Origin of the sequence: Nonomuraea mangrovi, assembly GCF_042681425.1 — a bacterium.
Classification (GTDB): Bacteria; Actinomycetota; Actinomycetes; order Streptosporangiales; family Streptosporangiaceae; genus Nonomuraea; species Nonomuraea mangrovi.
The window spans coordinates 123147-141349 of the sequence record NZ_JBHUFV010000015.1 but is presented as its reverse complement, the minus strand read 5'-3'; the positions used below and the strand labels follow the sequence as shown (position 1 = coordinate 141349).

Annotated in this window: 15 protein-coding genes; 7 read left to right on the top strand and 8 right to left on the bottom strand. The window is 70.8% G+C overall.

What is annotated here, in order from left to right; all coding sequences use genetic code 11:
• The first annotated feature begins 72 nt into the window (after nt 1-72).
• The 3 genes from ACFSKW_RS08150 (at nt 73) to ACFSKW_RS08140 (ending at nt 4543) form a co-directional block, all read left to right on the top strand.
• Nucleotides 73-741 carry an SRPBCC family protein gene (locus ACFSKW_RS08150; RefSeq protein WP_379570779.1) on the top strand — a complete coding sequence of 223 codons (669 nt, stop codon included), beginning with the start codon at nt 73-75 and terminating at the stop codon, nt 739-741.
• Between the two features lie 80 nt (nt 742-821).
• Nucleotides 822-3497, top strand: coding sequence for a bifunctional glycosyltransferase/CDP-glycerol:glycerophosphate glycerophosphotransferase (locus ACFSKW_RS08145; RefSeq protein ID WP_379570777.1), 2676 nt, complete (start codon nt 822-824; stop codon nt 3495-3497).
• On the top strand, nt 3494-4543 hold the full coding sequence (locus ACFSKW_RS08140; RefSeq protein ID WP_379570775.1) for a glycosyltransferase: 1050 nt from the start codon (nt 3494-3496) through the stop codon (nt 4541-4543). Before ACFSKW_RS08145 ends, ACFSKW_RS08140 begins: the two co-directional genes overlap by 4 nt.
• Before the next feature lie 99 nt (nt 4544-4642).
• Here the strand turns inward: ACFSKW_RS08140 and ACFSKW_RS08135 are convergent, their stop codons facing one another.
• Genes ACFSKW_RS08135 through ACFSKW_RS08125 form a run of 3 tightly spaced genes read right to left on the bottom strand, consistent with a single transcriptional unit; the run spans nt 4643 to nt 8131 of the window.
• On the bottom strand, nt 4643-5686 hold the full coding sequence (locus ACFSKW_RS08135; protein WP_379570773.1) for a sulfotransferase family protein: 1044 nt from the start codon (nt 5684-5686) through the stop codon (nt 4643-4645).
• Nucleotides 5679-6596: a CDP-alcohol phosphatidyltransferase family protein gene (locus ACFSKW_RS08130; RefSeq protein ID WP_379570771.1), complete on the bottom strand. Its 918-nt coding sequence runs from the start codon at nt 6594-6596 to the stop codon at nt 5679-5681. Before ACFSKW_RS08130 ends, ACFSKW_RS08135 begins: the two co-directional genes overlap by 8 nt.
• A 35-nt stretch (nt 6597-6631) precedes the next feature.
• Nucleotides 6632-8131 carry a glycosyltransferase family 2 protein gene (locus ACFSKW_RS08125; protein WP_379570769.1) on the bottom strand — a complete coding sequence of 500 codons (1500 nt, stop codon included), beginning with the start codon at nt 8129-8131 and terminating at the stop codon, nt 6632-6634.
• 124 nt (nt 8132-8255) lie between these two features.
• Between ACFSKW_RS08125 and pseH the strand changes: the two genes are divergently transcribed.
• Both pseH and pseI read left to right on the top strand, forming a co-directional pair.
• On the top strand, nt 8256-8756 hold the full coding sequence (pseH, locus tag ACFSKW_RS08120; protein ID WP_379570767.1) for a UDP-4-amino-4,6-dideoxy-N-acetyl-beta-L-altrosamine N-acetyltransferase: 501 nt from the start codon (nt 8256-8258) through the stop codon (nt 8754-8756).
• Complete coding sequence (pseI, locus tag ACFSKW_RS08115; RefSeq protein ID WP_379570765.1) at nt 8753-9796, top strand: pseudaminic acid synthase; 1044 nt, start codon at nt 8753-8755, stop codon at nt 9794-9796. Before pseH ends, pseI begins: the two co-directional genes overlap by 4 nt.
• 17 nt (nt 9797-9813) lie before the next feature.
• Here the strand turns inward: pseI and ACFSKW_RS08110 are convergent, their stop codons facing one another.
• Entirely contained in the window at nt 9814-10767 is a 954-nt protein-coding gene (locus ACFSKW_RS08110; protein ID WP_379570763.1) for a PseG/SpsG family protein, read from the bottom strand.
• Nucleotides 10764-11492: a cytidylyltransferase domain-containing protein gene (locus tag ACFSKW_RS08105; RefSeq protein WP_379570761.1), complete on the bottom strand. Its 729-nt coding sequence runs from the start codon at nt 11490-11492 to the stop codon at nt 10764-10766. Before ACFSKW_RS08105 ends, ACFSKW_RS08110 begins: the two co-directional genes overlap by 4 nt.
• A 128-nt stretch (nt 11493-11620) precedes the next feature.
• Between ACFSKW_RS08105 and pseB the strand changes: the two genes are divergently transcribed.
• Together pseB and ACFSKW_RS08095 are read left to right on the top strand one after the other, a co-directional pair.
• The gene (gene pseB / locus ACFSKW_RS08100) at nt 11621-12580 is read left to right on the top strand and encodes a UDP-N-acetylglucosamine 4,6-dehydratase (inverting) (RefSeq protein ID WP_379570759.1); all 960 of its coding nucleotides are present in this window, start codon (nt 11621-11623) and stop codon (nt 12578-12580) included.
• A complete protein-coding gene (locus ACFSKW_RS08095; protein WP_379570757.1) occupies nt 12580-13704 on the top strand; it encodes a DegT/DnrJ/EryC1/StrS family aminotransferase in 1125 nt (374 codons plus the stop codon). Before pseB ends, ACFSKW_RS08095 begins: the two co-directional genes overlap by 1 nt.
• On the opposite strand, the gene ACFSKW_RS08090 is transcribed toward ACFSKW_RS08095, so the two are convergent.
• From ACFSKW_RS08090 to ACFSKW_RS08080, 3 genes are read right to left on the bottom strand one after another with little or no spacing between them, the layout of a single operon-like run.
• Nucleotides 13697-15574 carry a glycosyltransferase family 2 protein gene (locus tag ACFSKW_RS08090; protein ID WP_379570755.1) on the bottom strand — a complete coding sequence of 626 codons (1878 nt, stop codon included), beginning with the start codon at nt 15572-15574 and terminating at the stop codon, nt 13697-13699. The genes ACFSKW_RS08095 and ACFSKW_RS08090 overlap by 8 nt on opposite strands.
• A gap of 11 nt (nt 15575-15585) precedes the next feature.
• Entirely contained in the window at nt 15586-17244 is a 1659-nt protein-coding gene (locus tag ACFSKW_RS08085; RefSeq protein WP_379570753.1) for a methyltransferase domain-containing protein, read from the bottom strand.
• Entirely contained in the window at nt 17235-18074 is an 840-nt protein-coding gene (locus ACFSKW_RS08080) for a hypothetical protein (RefSeq protein ID WP_379570751.1), read from the bottom strand. Before ACFSKW_RS08080 ends, ACFSKW_RS08085 begins: the two co-directional genes overlap by 10 nt.
• Between the last annotated feature and the right edge of the window lie 129 nt (nt 18075-18203).

Here is an 18203-nt window from a genome sequence, read left to right as displayed (position 1 = left end):
CTGGGGGTAGCCAGCGGGTGTCCCAAGGACGAGGCTGGGAGAGCGCGTCCAGTCGGTGGAAGGAGCGGATCGATGGCGATGCGGTTCGAGCACGAGTTCACGGTTCCTGTTCCGGTCGAGCAGGCTTGGGCGGCGCTGCTCGACGTCGAGCGGGTGGCACCGTGCCTGCCTGGGGCGACCCTCGACATCGTCGAGGGAGAGGAGTTCACCGGCAGGATGAAGGTGAAGGTCGGCCCGATCACCGTCACCTACCGGGGCACGGCGAGGTTCGAGGACGTCGACAAGGACGCCTACGCCCTCACGCTCTCGGCCTCGGGCAAGGAGGCCCGCGGTTCGGGTACCGCCAACGCCGCCGTCACCGCCCGGCTGGCCCCTTCCGAAGGGGCCACCACGGTGAAGGTCGAGACGACGTTCAACGTCACGGGAAGGCCCGCGCAGTTCGGCAGGGGCGTCATGGCGGAGGTGGGCGCCAAGCTCATCGACACGTTCGCGGCGAACCTGTCGGCCCTGCTGGGCGAGCCGCAGGGCGAGGAGCGCCACCTGGCCGCGGTGCCGGAGATCGAGGAGGAGGCGGACGTCAGGCCGAGCGGCACCCTGCGCACCTCCCGCACGCCCGACGAGGAGGCGCTCGACCTGCTGGAGATCGCGGGAGCACCGCTGCTCAAGAGGATCGCGCCGATCGCGGGGGCGATTGCCGGGATAGTTCTACTTGTGTGGCTAATCAGGCGAATCGTCCGGTAAAAACGCCATCAAGTCAGGACACTTGGTGAATCGCGAGGGAATGTCTGCCTTCGAGCATCGGGACTCGGGGGAGAACAGGCATGCCGGACTGCACCGTTGTCGTGATCACCTACAACGACGCCGCCCGCCTCCCGAGAGCGGTCCGCTCGGTGCTCGACCAGACGCTCCGCGACCTCGAGGTGATCATCTCGGACGACGCGAGCACCGACGACACCCCGCGCGTGGCCAGGGAGCTCATGCGGGCCGACGCCCGCGTCCGCTACGTGCGCAGGGAGGCCAACTCGGGCGGGTGCGGAGCGCCGCGCAACGACGGGATCGACGCGGCGCTCTCGCCGTACGTCATGTTCCTCGACAGCGACGACACGCTGCCGCGGCACGCGTGCAAGAGCATGCTGACGGAGATCGAGCGGACCGGCGCCGACTTCGTCTCCGGACAGATCTCACGGCTGTACGAGCCGACGGGCAGGACCGAGCGCTACTACCCGCAACTGTTCAGGAAGCGGCGGGTGGTCGAGGGCATCCGGGAGGAGCCCGAGCTGTTCCTCGACTGCTTCAGCACCAACAAGCTGTTCGACGTGTCCTTCCTGCGCCGTCACGCGCTGCGCTTCCCCGAGGACATCCACTACGAGGACCACGTCTTCGGCGCCGAGATGTACTGCTCGGCACGCAGGTTCGCGATCGTCCCGTGGGTGGTCTACCACTGGCGCAGGTCCCACGAGCGCACGTCGATCTCGATGAGCATCAGGGAGATGGACAACGTCCGCCACCGGGTGGAGGCGGCAAGACGCAGCGACGCGACGCTGCGCGCGCACGGGTTCGGCGACCTGGTGCCGGATCGGCAGTACCGCTTCGTCCGCCAGGACCTGCGGGTCTATCTCAACCCGCTCCCCTCGCGCGACCTGGTGTGGGCCAAGGAGTTCGCCTCGATGGTCAGGCCGTACCTGGAGGAGGTACCCGACGAGGTGATCGGCCGGATGGACCCGATGGTGCGCGTGTGCTGTCGGCTGATCCTGGACGGCAGGGCCGAGGACCTGCGGGTGGCGGCCAGGTCGCTGAGCGCGCCTCTGGCCCCGCCGCGCGAGGTGGTCACGCACGAGGGGCGCACGTACTGGGGCCGCACGCCGGCGGCAGGCCTGGACATCACCGAGCTGCGCATGGCCGAGCTGCCCTACACCGCCTCCAGGCTGCGGCACGAGGTGGTCGCGCTCGCCACGGAGGGGACGCGTCTGCGGATGCGGGTGCGCACCTACGACCCCTTCTCGGTCCTCACCGAGTGGACCGCGTTCCTGCGCTGCGGCCCTCTCACGGTGCCGATCGACCCGGTTCCCTCCCCCGACGGCGCCCTCGTCAGCGAGGTCACCCTCGACCTGGCGAAGGTCAGGGCGCGCTGCGACCCGCGCATCGGGTTCACCAGGCCTGACGGCCTCACCACGACCGACACCCTGCTCGCGGACCCCGGCATGGAGCCGTTCGGCCTCGGCCGCCTGCGCGTCAGCGCCGCGGGCGCCGCGGGACAGCTGCACCTGAGCCCGAGGCCCACGCCGCGGGTCGTCCTCGCCAAGCTGAAGCGCAGCGTCCTCCGCCGGGTGAGCACGCCCCGGCTGAAGCTCAGGGCCTACAAGGCGCTGATCAGGGTGCTGCCGCCGCGCGAGGACCTGGCACTGTTCGAGGCCGACTGCGGCAAGGGCTACACCGGCAGCCCGCGCGCCGTCTACGAGGAGGTGCGCCGCCGGGGACTGCCCGTCACCGCCGTCTGGTCGGTCGCCCGCGGCCGCGCCTGCTTCCCCTCCGGCGTCCCCCTCGTACGGCGGGGCAGCTGGCGCCACATCTGGACCATGGCCCGCGCCGGCATCTGGGTCGACAGCCACGGCTTCCCCCTCGACTACCCCAAGCCGCGCGGCACCCGCTACCTGCAGACCTGGCACGGCCAGGGCATCAAGTCCATCGGCTTCGACGCCCCCGACCTGCGCGCCGACCTGCCGGGTCCGCGCGAGCAGTGGCGCGCGGCCGTCGCCCGATGGGACGCGCTGATCTCGCCGAGCGCCGAGTTCTCCCGCTACTTCGTGCCCGCCCTCGGCTACGAGGGCCCCGTCCTGCGGTACGGCACGCCACGCTGCGACACGCTGGTGCGCGGCGAGCCGCCCGAAGGCGTGCGCGAGCGGCTGGAGATCCCGCAGGACCGCAGGATCCTCCTCTACGCGCCCACCTACCGCGACGGCGCCAAGAGTTCGGGCATGTCGGTGCGGGTGGACCTGGCCGAGCTGGCGGAGGCGGTGGCGGACGAATGGGTGGTGATCCTGCGCACCCATCCGGTCGAGCGCTACAAGGTCCCCCAGCACCTGCTCCACTTCGTCCGGCCCGCGGGCGCGTATCCCGAGATCAACGACCTGATCCTGGTCTCCGACGCGCTGCTGACGGACTACTCCTCCGTGATGTGCGACTACGCGGTCACGGGCAAGCCGATGCTGTTCTTCATCGACGACTGGGACGAGTACCGGCTGTCCGAGCGGGGCGTCAACACCGACCTGCCCGCGATCGCGCCGGGCCCGTGCGTCACCACGGGCGCCGAGCTCGTCGCGTGCCTGCGCGACCTTCCGGCGGTGCACGCCTCGTTCGCCGCCAAGTACGCCGCGGCGCGGCGGCTGTGGTGCGAGGAGGAGAGGGGCGACGCGGCCGCGAGGGTCGTGGCGGACTTCTTCGGCGTGCCGCCTGCCGTACCGGTGCGGCGGCGGCCTCCGCTGCGGAGCGCCTCGTGAGCGGGGCGGTGGTCTTCGCCTGCATGGACGCCGACACCCTCGGCGGCATCCAGCAGGTCACCCACACGCTCGCGCAGGGGCTGGCAGGCCGCGGCCACGAAGTGCACGTCGTGGGCCTGCACAGGGCGGAGAAGCCGTTCCGATACGTGGCGCGGCCGCTGTACGCGAGGCACGTGATCAGCAGGTCCCCGCGCTCGTCCGTGTTCGAGAAGGGGCGCGCCGGCGGGCTGCTCGCCAGGATCGGGCCTGCCTTCGCCGTCCTGACCTCCCCCGGCGTGGTGACGCGGCTGTCCGGGCTGCTGCCCGAGCGGACGCGCGCCATCGGCCAGTACCACGGCTCCTACCAGCACGCCCGCATCTGCTCGCACCTCGGCTCGATCAGGCGTCACTATGGCGATCTCGACCAGGCGGTCTTCCTCAGCGAACAGGACGCGTGGCTGTTCGCCGAGCACGCGCTGCTGCCCAACACCTGGTCGCTGCCCAACCCCTTGCAGGGCTGGCCTGCGGCGAGGGCCGAGCTGTCGGCCGCGAGAGTGCTGGGCGCCGGCAGGCTGGCCGGCGTGAAGCGGTTCGACAGGTTGATCAGCGCCTTCGCCAAGGCGTCCGCGCCACCGTGGGAGCTGCACCTCATCGGTGACGGGCCCGAGGAGCCGCGGCTGCGCGCCTGGGCGACGCAGGAGGGCGTCGCCGACCGGGTGGTGTTCAGGGGCCGCGTGGACGCGGGCGCGATGGAACGGGAGTACCTCGGCGCGTCCATCGTCGCGCTGTCCAGCGAGCACGAGGGTCTGCCGCTGGTTCTCATGGAGGCGGCCGCGCACGGGCTGCCGTCCGTCGCCTTCGACGTCTCGGGAGGCGTGCGCTCGATCGGCGGGCTGCTCGCGCCGCCCGGCGACGTGCCCGCCCTCGCCGAACGGCTCGCCGCCCTCATGGAGTCGGCGGGCGAGCGGCGGCGACTGGGCGCCGCCGCTCGCGCCAGGGCCGAGGCGTTCCGTCTGGAACCCGTGCTCGACCGCTGGGAAGAGCTCTTCGCTCACATGGAGCGGTGAGGAAGCCACGCGCGACCCGCTGCGGAGGCCGCGCGAACCTCACATGACGCGCTGTGAAGGCCGCGCGGCCTCACATGACGCGCTGCGGAGGCCGAGGCCTCACATGACGCGCTGCGGGACCTCCACCTCGATGCGCTGCGCGGGGACGCCGGCGAGCACGCGCTGGCCGGAGGTCAGCAACGCCGGCACGGGGCCGGGCTCGCGCAGCCGGTTGAACCGGTCGCGCATGCTCTTGCGCATGCGGGCCGCGCGCCGCTTCTGCATGACCCTCTGCAGGCGGGCCAGGTGATCCTTGGCCGCCTTCGGCGCGCCGGTCAGCTCGTAGCCGTTGGCCTCCAGGCGCTCGCCGAGCACCTGCTCGCACAGCCTGACCTCCCAGCTGTCGAGGCGCGTCGACCAGCTGCCCACCCGTGACCTGAGGACCTCGCCGTGGGTGTTGCTGTGCCACACCTTGTGGGCGGGCACCGCGACGCTGGCCATGTCACCCGGCGAGCACATCGCCGGGTCGAAGTCCTCTTCGAGGAAGTGGCAGAGCTTCTTCAGCTCGGTCGCCGGGTCGTCGGTCAGGTCCTCGTAGCGCAGCTCGTAGTAGCTGTCCTCCGGCATGATCTTGCGCAGCCTCTTGCCCGCGTCGATCGCCTCCGCCCAGATGGAGATCGCGTGGAAGGAGTCGTGCGTGAACCACGGCATCTCCTTCAGCGAGGAGACGCAGTCGCGGCCGTCCCTGATCAGGTGCACGAACTGCGCGTCGGGGAACAGCCTCACCAGCATGTCCACCTGCTTGACGTAGCTCGGGCGCTTGTCGCCCCACCTTGCCTTGCCGAAGCGGTCGGCGTACATCCTGAACGCGGTGCCGAGCACCGAGCCGAGTGAGCCAGGACCCTCGACCGCCTGCCTGATGAACTCGTCCTTGTCGACGCCGAGCTCGCGGAACTTGGTGCGGTCGCCCGTGATCCACTCGGCCAGCGCGAGGCGCTTGGCGGCCTGCCGCATGTCGCCGAACGAGCGGCGCTTGTTGTAGACGGCGCCCACGAACCTGGTCTCCGGCGGCACCGCGATCCTCGAGTGCGAGTGGAGCATCAGCTGCAGCAGTGTGGTGCCCGAACGTGGACAGCCAACGACGAATACCGGCCTGTCAGACATTTGGTGAACCCCCGATTAGCGCTTGCTCTCGGCTCTCCTCCGGCTTGGGGACCGCCCCGTGGCGGCGGGTGAAGAGCCACATTCGATAGATAAGGAAGATCTCGTTGGCCACGAACAGGACGCTGCCGACCGAGATGACGGGGATGAGCGCCGTCTGCCCCAGCAGCGGTGCGATCACGAAGACCGTCGCGTGGTACTCGATGCCGCTGATCAGGTGGGACCGGATCCTCCGCCTGGCCATCGCCCTGTTGACCCGGCGCAGCAGGCCACGGCGCCGTGGCGGCGCGGACTGCTGCGGCCGTGAAGTCTGTACTCCCGTCTGGTGCCCCGGCGCCGGCCGTGCCCCCTGCTGGTGCGGCATCGGCCGGTACGCCAGTGGCTCGTGCGGTCTCGGCGCGGGAAGGTGGGCCGGCGTCGAGGAGGCGTTGGCCTCCCTGATCGTCTCCCTGACCCGCTTCATCGTTGCCGAGTTGACGTACCTGAACATGTCGAGTGCGGCCACCGCGGCGCCGAGCACGATGAAGGCGACGTTCCCCGTGGCCGCGTACTGGCCGTAGGCGAGCCCGGTGGCGCAGCACAGTTCCCTGATCCTGTCGCCCATGAAGTCGAGCCACAGACCGAACGGCGTCCCCGTGCCCTTGAGGCGGGCGATCTTGCCGTCGACACAGTCGATCATGAAGCTCAGGTAGAACAGCACCGCTCCCGCGGCGAGCTGACCGGCCGCCAGGCACCCGGCGGACGCCATGCCGAGAACCAGCGAGAAGACCGTGAGACCGTTCGGCGTGATGTTCGATCGGTTCGCGACGAACAACGCGACCCGGCAGGCGACCGGGTCCACGAAGCACACGGTCCACCAGGAGTCTCTCCGCTTGCATGTCGCGTAGACGTCATCGAGCGAGTAGGTCCTCATGAATCCCAGCATGGCGACACAGCGTGGTTCTTCGATTACTCTCTGGAACTACTGGAGAATGTCCATGCCGCTTCTTGACCATCCCGGCACGTACCAAGCTCCTGGGTAGATCCATTCAGGTCCGGATCGTCGTCCGCGGCGTCGTCTTGTCCGCCGATGGGCGCGGGCCGAAGATATCCGTCCTTGATCAACTCTTGGAACTCCGCCCGCACGCCCATCCGCCACGTCCCGTGCGCGAGCGCGGACGCGTCGATCTGGGCGGTGAAGGTCCTGCGCTTCTTCCATCGCGCCTTCACGGGGATGGTCGTCCCGTCCTGCTCCAGCCAGAGCGCGACCTTCAGCCTGCGGCCCTCCAGCCGCCTGATGAAGACCTCGCCCCGCACCCTGAGACGGTCGCCGTCCAGGGACGCGCTCTCGACCCTCGCGACGAGCCTGAGCTCCTCGCTGATATCGAAGACCTTGTAGGGGATCTGCAGCCGCTTGTCCCGGAGATAGGGATAGTCGCCGTACCAGCCCTCGTCCTTCTTGCGCCGCCTGGCCGCCCGGAGCTCCCCCGCGGCCTTGGCCCGGAACGCGCGGACCTCGCGCAGTTCGTCGGCCAGCCCGCGCTTGAGCAGGTAAAGCTCGAGCCGGCGCAGCGCGCTGGCCTCCTTCACCACCGAGCGGCGCAGGTCGGCCAGCCAGGCCCTCCCCAGCTCCAGAAGTTCGCCCCTCTCCTCGGCGTCGCTCTCGGCGACGGCCTGGAGGAGGAAGGCGGTGTCCTTCTCCAGCACCACGCGGTCGAAGGACACGAGCAGCCGCGGCGCCGCCTCGGCCGCCATGATCTCCCGTACCGCCCTGATCGACGCGTGGCGCGCGCGCAGGTTGTCCGGCTCCTGGCGGCCCTGAGTGATCGAGGGCTCCCCCACGTCGCGCTCTCTCCATTGGTAGACCACCTCGGAAAGGACGTCGACCTGATCGGCCACGACGTGGGCCCTGATGGCGACGGGCAGGTCCTCGTAGATCCCGGCGGCGAACTCCAGCCGCCGGTCGTCCCAGAAGGATCGCCGGTACACCTTGTTCCATACCGTGCGGTCCCTGACGAGGACCCGCATGCGGCTGATGTGGGTGCGCTCCACGCTCCGCCTGAACGGCTTGGCGTGCAGCGAGGACGGCGAGACCTCTCCCGACCGCAGGCGTTCGACGCCACCGCAGGCCAGGTCGGAGCCCGTCGTCTCGAGCGAGCGGACGAGCAGGTCGTACGCGCCCGGGGGCACCAGGTCGTCGCTGTCGGCGAAGGCGAGGTAGGTGCCGGTCGCGTGCCGTACACCGGTGTTCCGGGCGGGGCCTGGGCCCTGCCGTTCCTGGGTGACCAGCACGAATCGGGGGTCTCTCGCGACGAAGTCCTCGGCGACCGCGCGACTCCCGTCGGTGGACCCGTCGTCCACGAGGATCACTTCAAGGTCTGTCAAAGACTGGGCTGCGAGCGACTTCAGGCATTCGGTGATGTACGGCTCGACGTTGCAGTACGGCACGATCACGCTGAGCAGGGGCATGCTCGCAGAATGCCCTCCCCATGACAGGACGGCAGGGAGCATGCCTGTCCCTGATCAGCTCTTTACCCACACTCGAATCCGCTACGTTGAGCTTCGACATGAGCACTCTTCGTAGGGGGGCGAGGTGCTGAGACGCGTCCGCGAACACGACCTGGAGGTCATCAGGCGCTGGCGGAACCACCCGAGGGTCCGCGCGGCCAGCCTGACCACGCACGAGATCGGCCCCGACGAGCACGCCAGATGGTGGGCGGGCGTGAAAGGCGACCCGAGCCGCGAGGTGCTCGTCTACGAGCACGGCGGCACTCCCTCTGGCGTGGTCACGTTCACCGGGCTCGGCCCCGGCGCCACGAGCGCGGCGTGGGGCTTCTACCTCGACCTCGAGGGTCTGGAGTCGTCGGGCGAGCTGCTGCGGGCGTGGATCGGGCTGGAGCGGGCCGCGATCGAGCACGCCTTCGGCCCGCTCGGCCTGGCGACGCTGCGCGGCGAGGTGCTCGAGGACAACGAGTCGGTCAGGCGTCTGCACCGGCGGTTCGGTTTCGCCGAGGTCGGCTCGGACCCCCGCGCCATCGACGGGGTCGACAGGACCGTCATCACCATCCAGCTCAGCAGAGAGGACAACGCGTGATCTCCATCGCAGGGCGCGAGATAGGGCCGGCGCACCCGCCGTTCGTCATCGCCGAGATGTCCGGCAACCACAACGGCGACCTCGGCCGGGCGCTGGCCATCGTCGACGCGGTGGCGGCCTCGGGGGCCCACGCGCTGAAGCTGCAGACCTACCGGCCCGACACCATCACCGTCGACGCCGACGGCCCCGCCTTCCGCGTCGGCGAGGGCCACGAGCTGTGGGGCGGCGAGAACCTCTACCGGCTCTTCGAGCGCGCCCACACCCCGTGGGAGTGGCACCAGCCGATCTTCGAGCGGGCCCGCGCGCGGGGTCTCGTGCCGTTCTCCTCGCCGTTCGACCCGACCGCGATCGACCTGCTGGAGAAGCTCGACACGCCCGCCTACAAGATCGCCTCCTCGGAGATCGTGGACCTGCCGCTCATCAGGCTGGCGGCGGCCACGGGCAAGCCGCTGATCATCTCGACCGGCATGGCGACGATCGCCGAGATCCACGCAGCCGTCGAGGCCGCCCGGGAGGCGGGGTGCGCGCAGCCGGTGGTGCTGGCCTGCACGGCCAGCTATCCCGCCGAGCCCGGGGAGAGCAACCTTCGCGCGCTGCCCCTCCTGGCCGGCATCACCGGCACGGTGGTCGGCGTGTCCGACCACACGCCAGGGATCGGGGTGCCGGTGGCGGCGGTCGCGCTGGGCGCGTGCGTCATCGAGAAGCACATCACGCTCTCCCGCGCCGACGGAGGGGTCGACGCCGCCTTCTCGCTGGAGCCCGCCGAGCTGGCGGCGCTCGTGGTGGAGAGCCATCGGGCCTGGCAGTCGCTCGGCGCGCCGGTGATCGGGCCGCGGCCGAGCGAGCGCGAAGGCCTGCGGTTCAGGCGCTCGCTCTACGTCGTGCGCGACGTGCGGGCGGGCGAGCCTGTGACCCCGGAGAACGTCAGGTCGATCAGGCCGGCGGGCGGTCTGCCGCCCGCGACGGCGAGCGAGGTGATGGGTCGCGCGTTCACCAGGGACGCCGCCATGGGAACCCCGTTGACCTGGGACCTCATCTGAATCCAGCGGACGGGGGTTCAGCCGAGGAGGGCGTCGGCGACGCGTTCCCTTCCCCTGCCGTCGACCAGCTCAGGGCCGCGCGTGCCGTACTCCGCTCGCAGGCCGGGGTCGGTGAGCAGCCGCCGCAGCGCGGGCACCGCCCGCTCGGGGCTGCCGCCGAGCCCCGCGGCAAGGCCGCGGCCCACCAGCGCCTCGTAGCCGATGAGCTGGTTGTCGGCCACCCAGGTCAGCGCCGCGGGCACGCCGAGATAGAGCAGCTCCCAGATGGCCGAGCCCGCTGCCGTCACCACCAGGTCGGCCTCGGCCATCAGGTTGGGCAGCAGGTCGGTGGGCGGGAGGACGGTGATGCCCTCCCCCGCCGGCAGCGGATCCGAGCTGATCACGGTGGCGGCGAACGGCACGCCGGTCGCGCGCAGCGCCTCCACCCACCGGGGCGCGACGCCGGTGGCGTCGGTGCCGCCGAAGAAGCACAGCACGTGCGGCGGGGCCGCGCCGGTGCGCGCGGGCGCGCGGACGGCCCGCCGTACGCTGTCGCGCAGCAGCACGTAGCGCGCCCCGGCCAGCCGCACCCCCGGATACGGCAGGGCGCAGGCGACCTCCTCCGCGCCGAGGTTCTGGTCGAGATAGAGGTGCGCCTCCTGACCCAGCGGATCGCCGTCGATGATCGCGAGGACGCGCGTGCCCGCGGCCATGAGCACACGCCCCGTCTCGGCGGGCAGCGTGTAGGAGTCGAGCACGACCGCGTCGAAGCCGAGCGCGGCGAGCCGGCCGGGCTCGGCGGGCGCCGGGCGCACCGGCAGGGCGCGCAGGTCGAGCTGACGCATGGCCCACGGCAGCGACCCCATGTCGCCGAGGAAGGACACGTGCGTGCCGCGCGCCCGCAACTCCTCGGCCAGCGCGACGCAGCGCACCAGGTGGCCGACGCCGATCGCGGACCCCGCGTCACAGCGGATGCCGACGCGCACGATCACGCCTCCCGCAGCGCCTTCTGCTCGACATGTGCGTTGATCATGCACGCCTCCGGCCGCGCGCGCAGCCACGCGACCAGCTCGCGCACGCGCGCGCAGCGGTCGCCCATGGCGGCCACCATCGTGGCGATCAGCCGCCAGTCGTCCTCGGTGTCGAGCGTGACCCGCAGGTCGGGGGCGGCGGGGCAGTAGCTGAGGCCGAGCAGCCGGAAGTCGTCGGGGTGGGTGTAGATGTGGGAGGTGACGTGCGTGCGGTGGTAGCCGGAGGCGACCTTGCCGACCGCCTCCAGCACGTCCCTGCCGACGATCTCGACGTCCATGCCGCGCGGCAGCGTGCGGACCAGGCTCGTGGTCATGTAGTCGAGGCCGGGAACCGACTGGTAGGCCAGCGCGACCTCCCTGATGATCTCGGGGTCGAGCAGCGGGCAGTCGGCGGTGAACCGCATGACCGCGTCGCACGGACGGCTCTCCAGCGCGTCGACGAACCTGGTCAGCACGTCGTCGACGGGACCGCGGTGCCAGGCGACGCCGAGCCGCTCGCACTCCGCGACGACCGCGTCGTCGGCGGCCTCCCCCGTGGTCGCCACCACGAGGTCGTCGACGACGTCCGACCTGTCGACGGCCCTGACCACCCAGCCGAGCACCGAGCGACCCCCCAGGTCGCGCAGCACCTTGCCGGGCAGTCGCGATGACCCCATGCGCGCTTGGATGACTCCGACAATACGCACTGATGCCCCATTCCCCCGTGTGACCGTGCGTGTCTGCTTCGTCGCGCTATGCTACCGGCCTGTCTACGCAGACGCAGGTGGTACCACCGAAATCAGGGGGCGACGTGAGCGTGGTGACCGGATCGTCAATGTTGATCACTGGAGGCACGGGCTCGTTCGGCAAGGCCTTCGTGCGCCACGCCCTCGACCACCTCGGTGTGCGCCGCCTCGTGATCTTCTCCCGCGACGAGCTCAAGCAGTACGAGGCCAGGCAGCTGTTCGGCGAGGACGAGCGGCTGCGCTGGTTCATCGGCGACGTACGCGACCGCGACCGCCTCACCCGCGCCATGCACGGCGTCGACCACGTCGTCCACGCCGCCGCGCTCAAGCAGGTCGACACCGCCGAGTACAACCCCTTCGAGTACGTCAGGACCAACATCGCGGGCTCGCAGAACGTCGTCGAGGCCGCGATCGACTGCGGCGTGCGCAAGGTCGTCGCGCTGTCCACGGACAAGGCCTCCAGCCCCATCAACCTGTACGGCGCGACCAAGCTCGTCGCCGACAAGCTCTTCGTCTCCGCCAACCACTACGCCGCCAGCCACGTGACCAGGTTCGCCGTGGTGCGCTACGGCAACGTGGTGGGCAGCCGCGGCTCGGTCGTGCCCTTCTTCCTGCGCCTGGCCAGGGAGGGCGGCAGCCTGCCGATCACCGACAAGCGGATGACCCGCTTCTGGATCACCCTCGAGCAGGCGGTCAGGTTCGTCGTCGACTCCTTCGACATGATGCAGGGCGGCGAGCTGTACGTGCCGCGCATCCCGAGCATGCGCATCACCGATCTGGCCGAGGCGCTGGCCCCCGAGAGCCCGATGGAGGAGATCGGCATCAGGCCTGGCGAGAAGCTGCACGAGGAGATGATCGCGCCCGACGACGGCAGGCGCACGCTGCGCCTCACCGACCGCTATGTGGTCCAGCCGACGATCGCGACCTGGGGCTACGTCCCGCCGCAGGGCGGGGAGGCGCTGCCCGAGGGCTTCGCCTACCGCTCGGACACCAACGACCGCTGGCTGTCCGTCGACGAACTGCGCGACATGGTGACGGTGAACGCCTGATGCTCCCCTACGGACGCCAGTCGATCATCGACGCCGACGTCGAGGCCGTCGCCGGGGTGCTGCGCGGCGACTGGCTTACGACGGGTCCCGCGGTCGCGCTGTTCGAGCGCGAGCTGGCCACGTGGACGGGCGGCGTACCGTGCGTCAGCGTCACCTCGGGCACCGCGGCGCTCCATGTCGCCTACGCGGCGGCGGGTGCCGGCGAGGGCGACGAGGTGGTCACCACGCCGCTGACGTTCGTCGCCACCGCGGCCACGGCCGCGCTGCTGGGCGCGAAGGTCGTCTTCGCCGACGTGGAGCCCGACACCGGCAACCTCGATCCGGCCGCGGCCGCCGCCGCGGTGACGGCCAGGACACGCGTGATCACCACGGTCGACTACGCGGGCCATCCCGCCGAGTACGACCGGTTGCGCCAGGTCGCCGACGGGTGCGGCGCGACGCTGGTGGGCGACGCCGCCCACTCCATAGGCGCCGCCTATCGGGGGCGGCCGGTCGGCTCGCTCTGCGACCTCACGACGTTCTCATTCTTCCCCACCAAGACGGTGACCACGGCCGAAGGGGGCGCCGTCGTCTCCGGGGACGCCGAGCTGTTCAGGCGCGCGGCCATGTTCAGGAACCACGGCCTGGTCAGGGACCCCGCTCTGCAGCGCGACCCCGAGGTCGGCGGCTGGCACCAGGAGGTCCACTCCTTCGGCCTCAACTACCGGCTGCCCGATGTGCTGTGCGCGCTCGGGGTCAGCCAGCTCCGCCGCCTGGCCGCGTTCAGGGCGCGCAGGGCCGAGCTGGTGGCGCGCTACAACGAGCTGCTGTGCGGGGTGCCGGGTCTCGGCCTGCCCGTCCAGCGCGACCACGTCGAGCCCTCGTGGCACCTCTACCCGGTCCGCGTCCGCGAAGGGCGGCGCCGTGAGGTCTACGACAGGATGCGCGCCGCCGGCATCGGCGTCCAGGTCAACTACATCCCCGCCTACTGGCATCCGGTCTTCGAGGACCTCGGCTACCGGCGCGGGCTGTGCCCGGAGGCCGAGGCCTACTACGGCGAGCAGCTCTCGCTGCCGCTCTTCCCCGACCTGTCCGAGGGAGACCAGGACCGCGTGGTCGAGTGCCTGGCGGGCATCCTCAGCTAGCGCCCATCTCCCTGATCATCAGGCCGCCCTCCTCGTTCCTGTCGACGAGGAAGCGCCTGCCCCTCACCTCGACCTCGGGCCTGGCCGCGGTCTCCACCACCAGACTGACGACCTTGCCCTGGTCGAGGACGAGATTCCAGCACGCCTCCTCGTGCTTGGAGTCGTCGATCTCGGCGAAGGCCACGCGAGCGGTGAAGGCCTTGCCGCCGACGGCCACGGGGAAGTAGATCTCCTCGGCGTCGTGCCTGCGGATGAGGCGCAGGACGGGTTCGCCGTCGCCGCGCCGGCCCAGTTCTCCCGATATCACCAGCCGGTCGTCATGGACGTGGCACTCGCGCACGACGGCGTTGCTCCGCGACAGCCTGATGCCCCACGAGCCGCGGAAGGTGCGGACGGGCACCAGCCACAGCTGGCGCAGCCGTACGGGGACCGGGGTCGCGGGCGGCGCCCAGCGCGGGCCGCCGATCTTGCCGGTCAGGTGCAGCCCTGGACGGCGCAGCTCCACGTGCAGCTCCCAGTGGCCCGGGCCGTGGGAGGCGAGCGCGGCGGGGTCGAGCGCGAACGCGAAGTGGTAGCCGCTCTCCAGCGCCGTGCTGCCGTCCTCCCAGGCGATCTCCGACCAGGTCGGGAAGGCCGTTCCGTGGCCCAGCGAGATCCTGGCGCCGCTCTTGCGCTCCATCAGCCAGATCGTGAGCTTCACCTGGCCCACGGCGCCCGCGTCGAACCTGCCGATCGAGACCCGTCCCTCGCCGTGCAGCCTGCCCTCGTGCCAGTCCAGCCGCAGGAGGCGGGAGGTGAGAGCCAGGTCGCCGGACAGCGGCGCCAGGTGGTCGGGCATCCGGGAGTGCTCGGCGATCCAGCGCCGCCCCGGCCCTGCTCTGCGCATCAGGGGTTGCATCGCGCCGCTCTCGACCTCGCCGAAGACCTTCGCGAGCGTGTCGAGCTGCCGCGTGTGCAGGAGGTGGACCAGCAGCCGGCGGGCGAACGGCAGGCCGAGCCAGCCCGACAGGGGAACCTGGTCGAGATACGACACGGCCAGGTCGACGATGTCGGGAGGAAGGGCGTCGCCGTGGTGGGCGACCGCCTCCGCCACCACGTGCATGTCGACGTCGAGCGTGTCGGTGTCGAACGCGGCGGCCAGGCGCGGCGCTCCCCCGCGCAGGATCCTGGAGGCGTCGCACACCGAGAGCAGCCGGTCGCGGAGGTTGTCCGGTTCGAGCTTGCGCTGGGTGATGGAGGACTCCGCCTCGTCGCGCTGCCGCCAGTGGTAGACGACCTCGCGCAGCACGTCGACGGAACCGGCGCGGACGTGCGCCGCCATGGTGACGGGGTGGTCCTCGTACATCCGGTCGGGGAAGGCCAGGCGGAGCTCGTCCCAGAAGGACCGCCTGAAGACCTTGTTCCAGACCATGCGGTCGCGGATCAGCAGCGGATGGCGGGTGATGTGGGTGCGCTTCCTCTGCACCCTGAAGGCGTCCTTGTGCGCCCACGACGCCTTCAGCCGCCCGCCGATGAGCCGCTTGGCGTTGCCGCACGCCATGTCGGAGCCCGTCGACTCCAGCGAGGCGACCATCTTGGCGAACGCCACGCGCGGCACCACGTCGTCGCCGTCCACGAAGGCGAGATAGCGTCGCGTCGCGAGGCGGACGCCGACGTTGCGCGCCATGCCAGGGCCCATGTTGTGCTGCCTGACCAGGCGGAACCTGTCGTCGACCGCGCACATCGCCGCCGCGACGGCCGCGCTGCCGTCGGTCGACCCGTCGTCGACGCAGATCACCTCGATGTCGCCCAGGGTCTGCCTCGCGATCGACTCCAGGCACTCGCCGACGTACTTCTCCACGTTGTGGAAGGGGACGATCACCGAAAGCACTGCGACTCCCTTCAGATGGAGAACTTGCGGAGGACCCTGCGGGCCAGCCGCCCGGGCCGCGCGAACCTGAGCGAGAGCCGGTAGCCCAGCGTCCTGCGGCAGGCCATGGCCTTGCGCTGAACCTTCTTGAGCTTCGCCTTGGTCTTCTTCAGGTCGCGCTCGCGATAGGTCAGCTTGGTCTCCAGCCTGCCCACCCTCGCCTGGGAGTCGGACAGGCACTGGTGGAGGTGGTCGCGGGCGTCGAGCAGCTCGCGGTAGGCCGGCGGCGTCTGGCCTGGCTCGATGACGGTGTCGATCTCCTCCTCCAGCCGCATCGCCGCCTCCAGGTGCTCCTTGTCGCACGGGATCCCGCACATGCCGGCCAGCGTGAGCGTGAGCTGGTCGGCCTCGATCGGCCACGGCCACGGGTGGTGGTGACCGGCGGCGAGCAGCCGTACGGCGAAGCGCCACAGGATCCTGCAGAGCACGATCTCGACGACGGGGGCGTCGTCCAGCGTCCAGCCCGACTCGGCCAGCTGCAGCCGCTCGCCGTCCCATACGAGGTTGTCGGTCGTCCCGAAGACGGCGATCAAGGGCGGCTGCGCCTTCACCCACTCGCCGAGCACGGTGAAGGTGTCCCTGAGCGCCCGCATGTCGTCGCGGGCGCAGCCCTCCAGCAGGATCTCCTCCAGCACCCGGCCGTGCGGGATGATCGCGGAGGCCTCCGACGCCACCAGGCGCACCCTGCCGCTCTCCGGCGGCGCGGACAGCGCGCGGCGGCTCCAGCCGGTGCTGCCGTAGATCACCTCGTGGACGATCGGGCCGCTCTGCAGCAGGCCCGTCGGCAGGATGGTGTGGCCGGGAGCCGAGGGCCCCTTCCTCGCGACGGTCACCCACAGCGGGGCCAGCCGGTCGGCCAGCTCGTGTCTGAAGGCGGTGCGGGTCAGATGGAGCGGGTCGGCCACGACCATCCTGGTGTCGTAGCCCCTGGCGCTGAGCGGGACGGTGAGCGCGTCGGGCGGGCGCTGGGCCAGCACGTGGGTGGCCAGGAGCGCGCGCGGCGCCTCACGGGTGGGATAGGCCGCGTAGCAGGTCTCCGCGTGGAGGTTCAGCGCCTGGAGTTCCCGCTCGACCGTCTCGGGGCCGTTGGGATAGGTCACGTCGTAGCCGTGGGGCGTCCACTGCGAGTCGTCGCCCTCGCGGCCGGCCGGCCTGGCCGACACGAACCGGTCGACGCCCAGGTCGTTCTCCACGCCCAGGATCAGCCGCCCGCCCTCGGCGACCAGCTCCGACAGCGCGGCGAGCGTCTCGCGCCAGCTCTGCACGGGCGACTCGGCCGAGTGCATGGAGGCGAACCCCTCGAAGGCGAGCACCAGGTCGTACGGCTCGGCCAGCGGTAGCCCGTCAAGCCTGCCGCAGAAGACCCTGGCCGCAGGGTGCCTGGTGGCCAGCGCGCAGGCGTCGGGGTAGGAGCGGAGCAACGCCGACAGCGACCCCGCCCGCGCGGCCACCATGTCGAACAGGCCCCCAGGGTGCGGCCCGAGGACCAGCACCCTGCCACGTTCCGTCACGAAGAGGGACGCCAGCTCGGTGGCGACGGCGCCCCAGTCTCTCGACTGTGTGAAGTCCGACCACAACAACATCTCGCCACCGATCAGCTGGACAGTGTCCGGCGTCGTGTTCACGCGCATCGCGCCTTTCTCCATCCGAACAGGCGCCGCAGTTCCTCCGGGCCCGCCTGGTACTCGAAACCGAGCTCGCGTCTCGCCACCTCGTGGGCGAGCTCGCGGTCCACCCGCACGCCGTGCAGGTCGGGCCACAGCCGCATCCTGCGTGCCGTGCCGCCGTACTCGGGGCGTTCGTCCTCGAACTGCATCGGGTCCCCGTACACCGCGATGTCGCATCCGACGGAGGCTCCGTAGAACAGCGCGCTGCCCAGCCGGTTGGAGGCGACCCTGCGGTGGCGGCGCAGCTCGGTGAGCTGGCCGCGCAGGAAGTCGCCCCCCTTGCCGTCCCAGCGCGAACCCCTGTGGCCGTGGCTGATGACGCGGAATCCGGCCGACGCGTAGGCCCGTCTGACGGCGGCGTCGCCGTACTCGAGCCAGTAGAGGCAGACGGTCACGGGGCCGGTCTCGACCTCGCGGATCTCCGCCGCCAGCCTGGCGTGGTCGCCGTGGACCGCGCTCTTCTCCCAACCGTGGAAGGGGTACCAGATCGTGCCCTCACGCTCGCCCTCCGGCACACTGCCCAGCTCGGGCTCCGTGGCCAGCAGGTAGATCCACGGCGCGCCGATGAGGTAGTGGCCCCGACGGCCCATCGACCAGCCCCTGCGCCGCAGCACGTCCGACCAGATGAACCGGGGATATCCGGGGCTGCACCACTTGTCGTTGGGCGGAAAGCCGTGAAGGTAGTTCCAGCCATGCTGCACGAATCCCTGGATACGTGGCGGCCCTCCCTGGGCTATCCCGCAGTAGGCGCCCAAGATCTGGGAGTGCCCGTACCAGTGATTGGATTCGTCCACACCGAACCTCCTCGTTAGCCTGCGCTCGGGCAGACCTTTCCAGTCGTCCCCGCGAGCCGCGCGGCGCTATACCCATCCATTACTCGCGGTGGAAGTTGCCTTCACACGCCGTCTCGAGCTGCCGCCACG

Coding starts and splice junctions, on each gene's coding strand:
- ACFSKW_RS08130 (WP_379570771.1), bottom strand. CDS start 6,596: ATGAGGACCTACTCGCTCGATGACGTCTACGCGACATGCAAGCGGAGA.
- ACFSKW_RS08145 (WP_379570777.1), top strand. CDS start 822: ATGCCGGACTGCACCGTTGTCGTGATCACCTACAACGACGCCGCCCGC.
- ACFSKW_RS08125 (WP_379570769.1), bottom strand. CDS start 8,131: ATGCCCCTGCTCAGCGTGATCGTGCCGTACTGCAACGTCGAGCCGTAC.
- ACFSKW_RS08150 (WP_379570779.1), top strand. CDS start 73: ATGGCGATGCGGTTCGAGCACGAGTTCACGGTTCCTGTTCCGGTCGAG.
- ACFSKW_RS08085 (WP_379570753.1), bottom strand. CDS start 17,244: ATGCGCGTGAACACGACGCCGGACACTGTCCAGCTGATCGGTGGCGAG.
- pseB (WP_379570759.1), top strand. CDS start 11,621: ATGTTGATCACTGGAGGCACGGGCTCGTTCGGCAAGGCCTTCGTGCGC.
- ACFSKW_RS08095 (WP_379570757.1), top strand. CDS start 12,580: ATGCTCCCCTACGGACGCCAGTCGATCATCGACGCCGACGTCGAGGCC.
- ACFSKW_RS08135 (WP_379570773.1), bottom strand. CDS start 5,686: ATGTCTGACAGGCCGGTATTCGTCGTTGGCTGTCCACGTTCGGGCACC.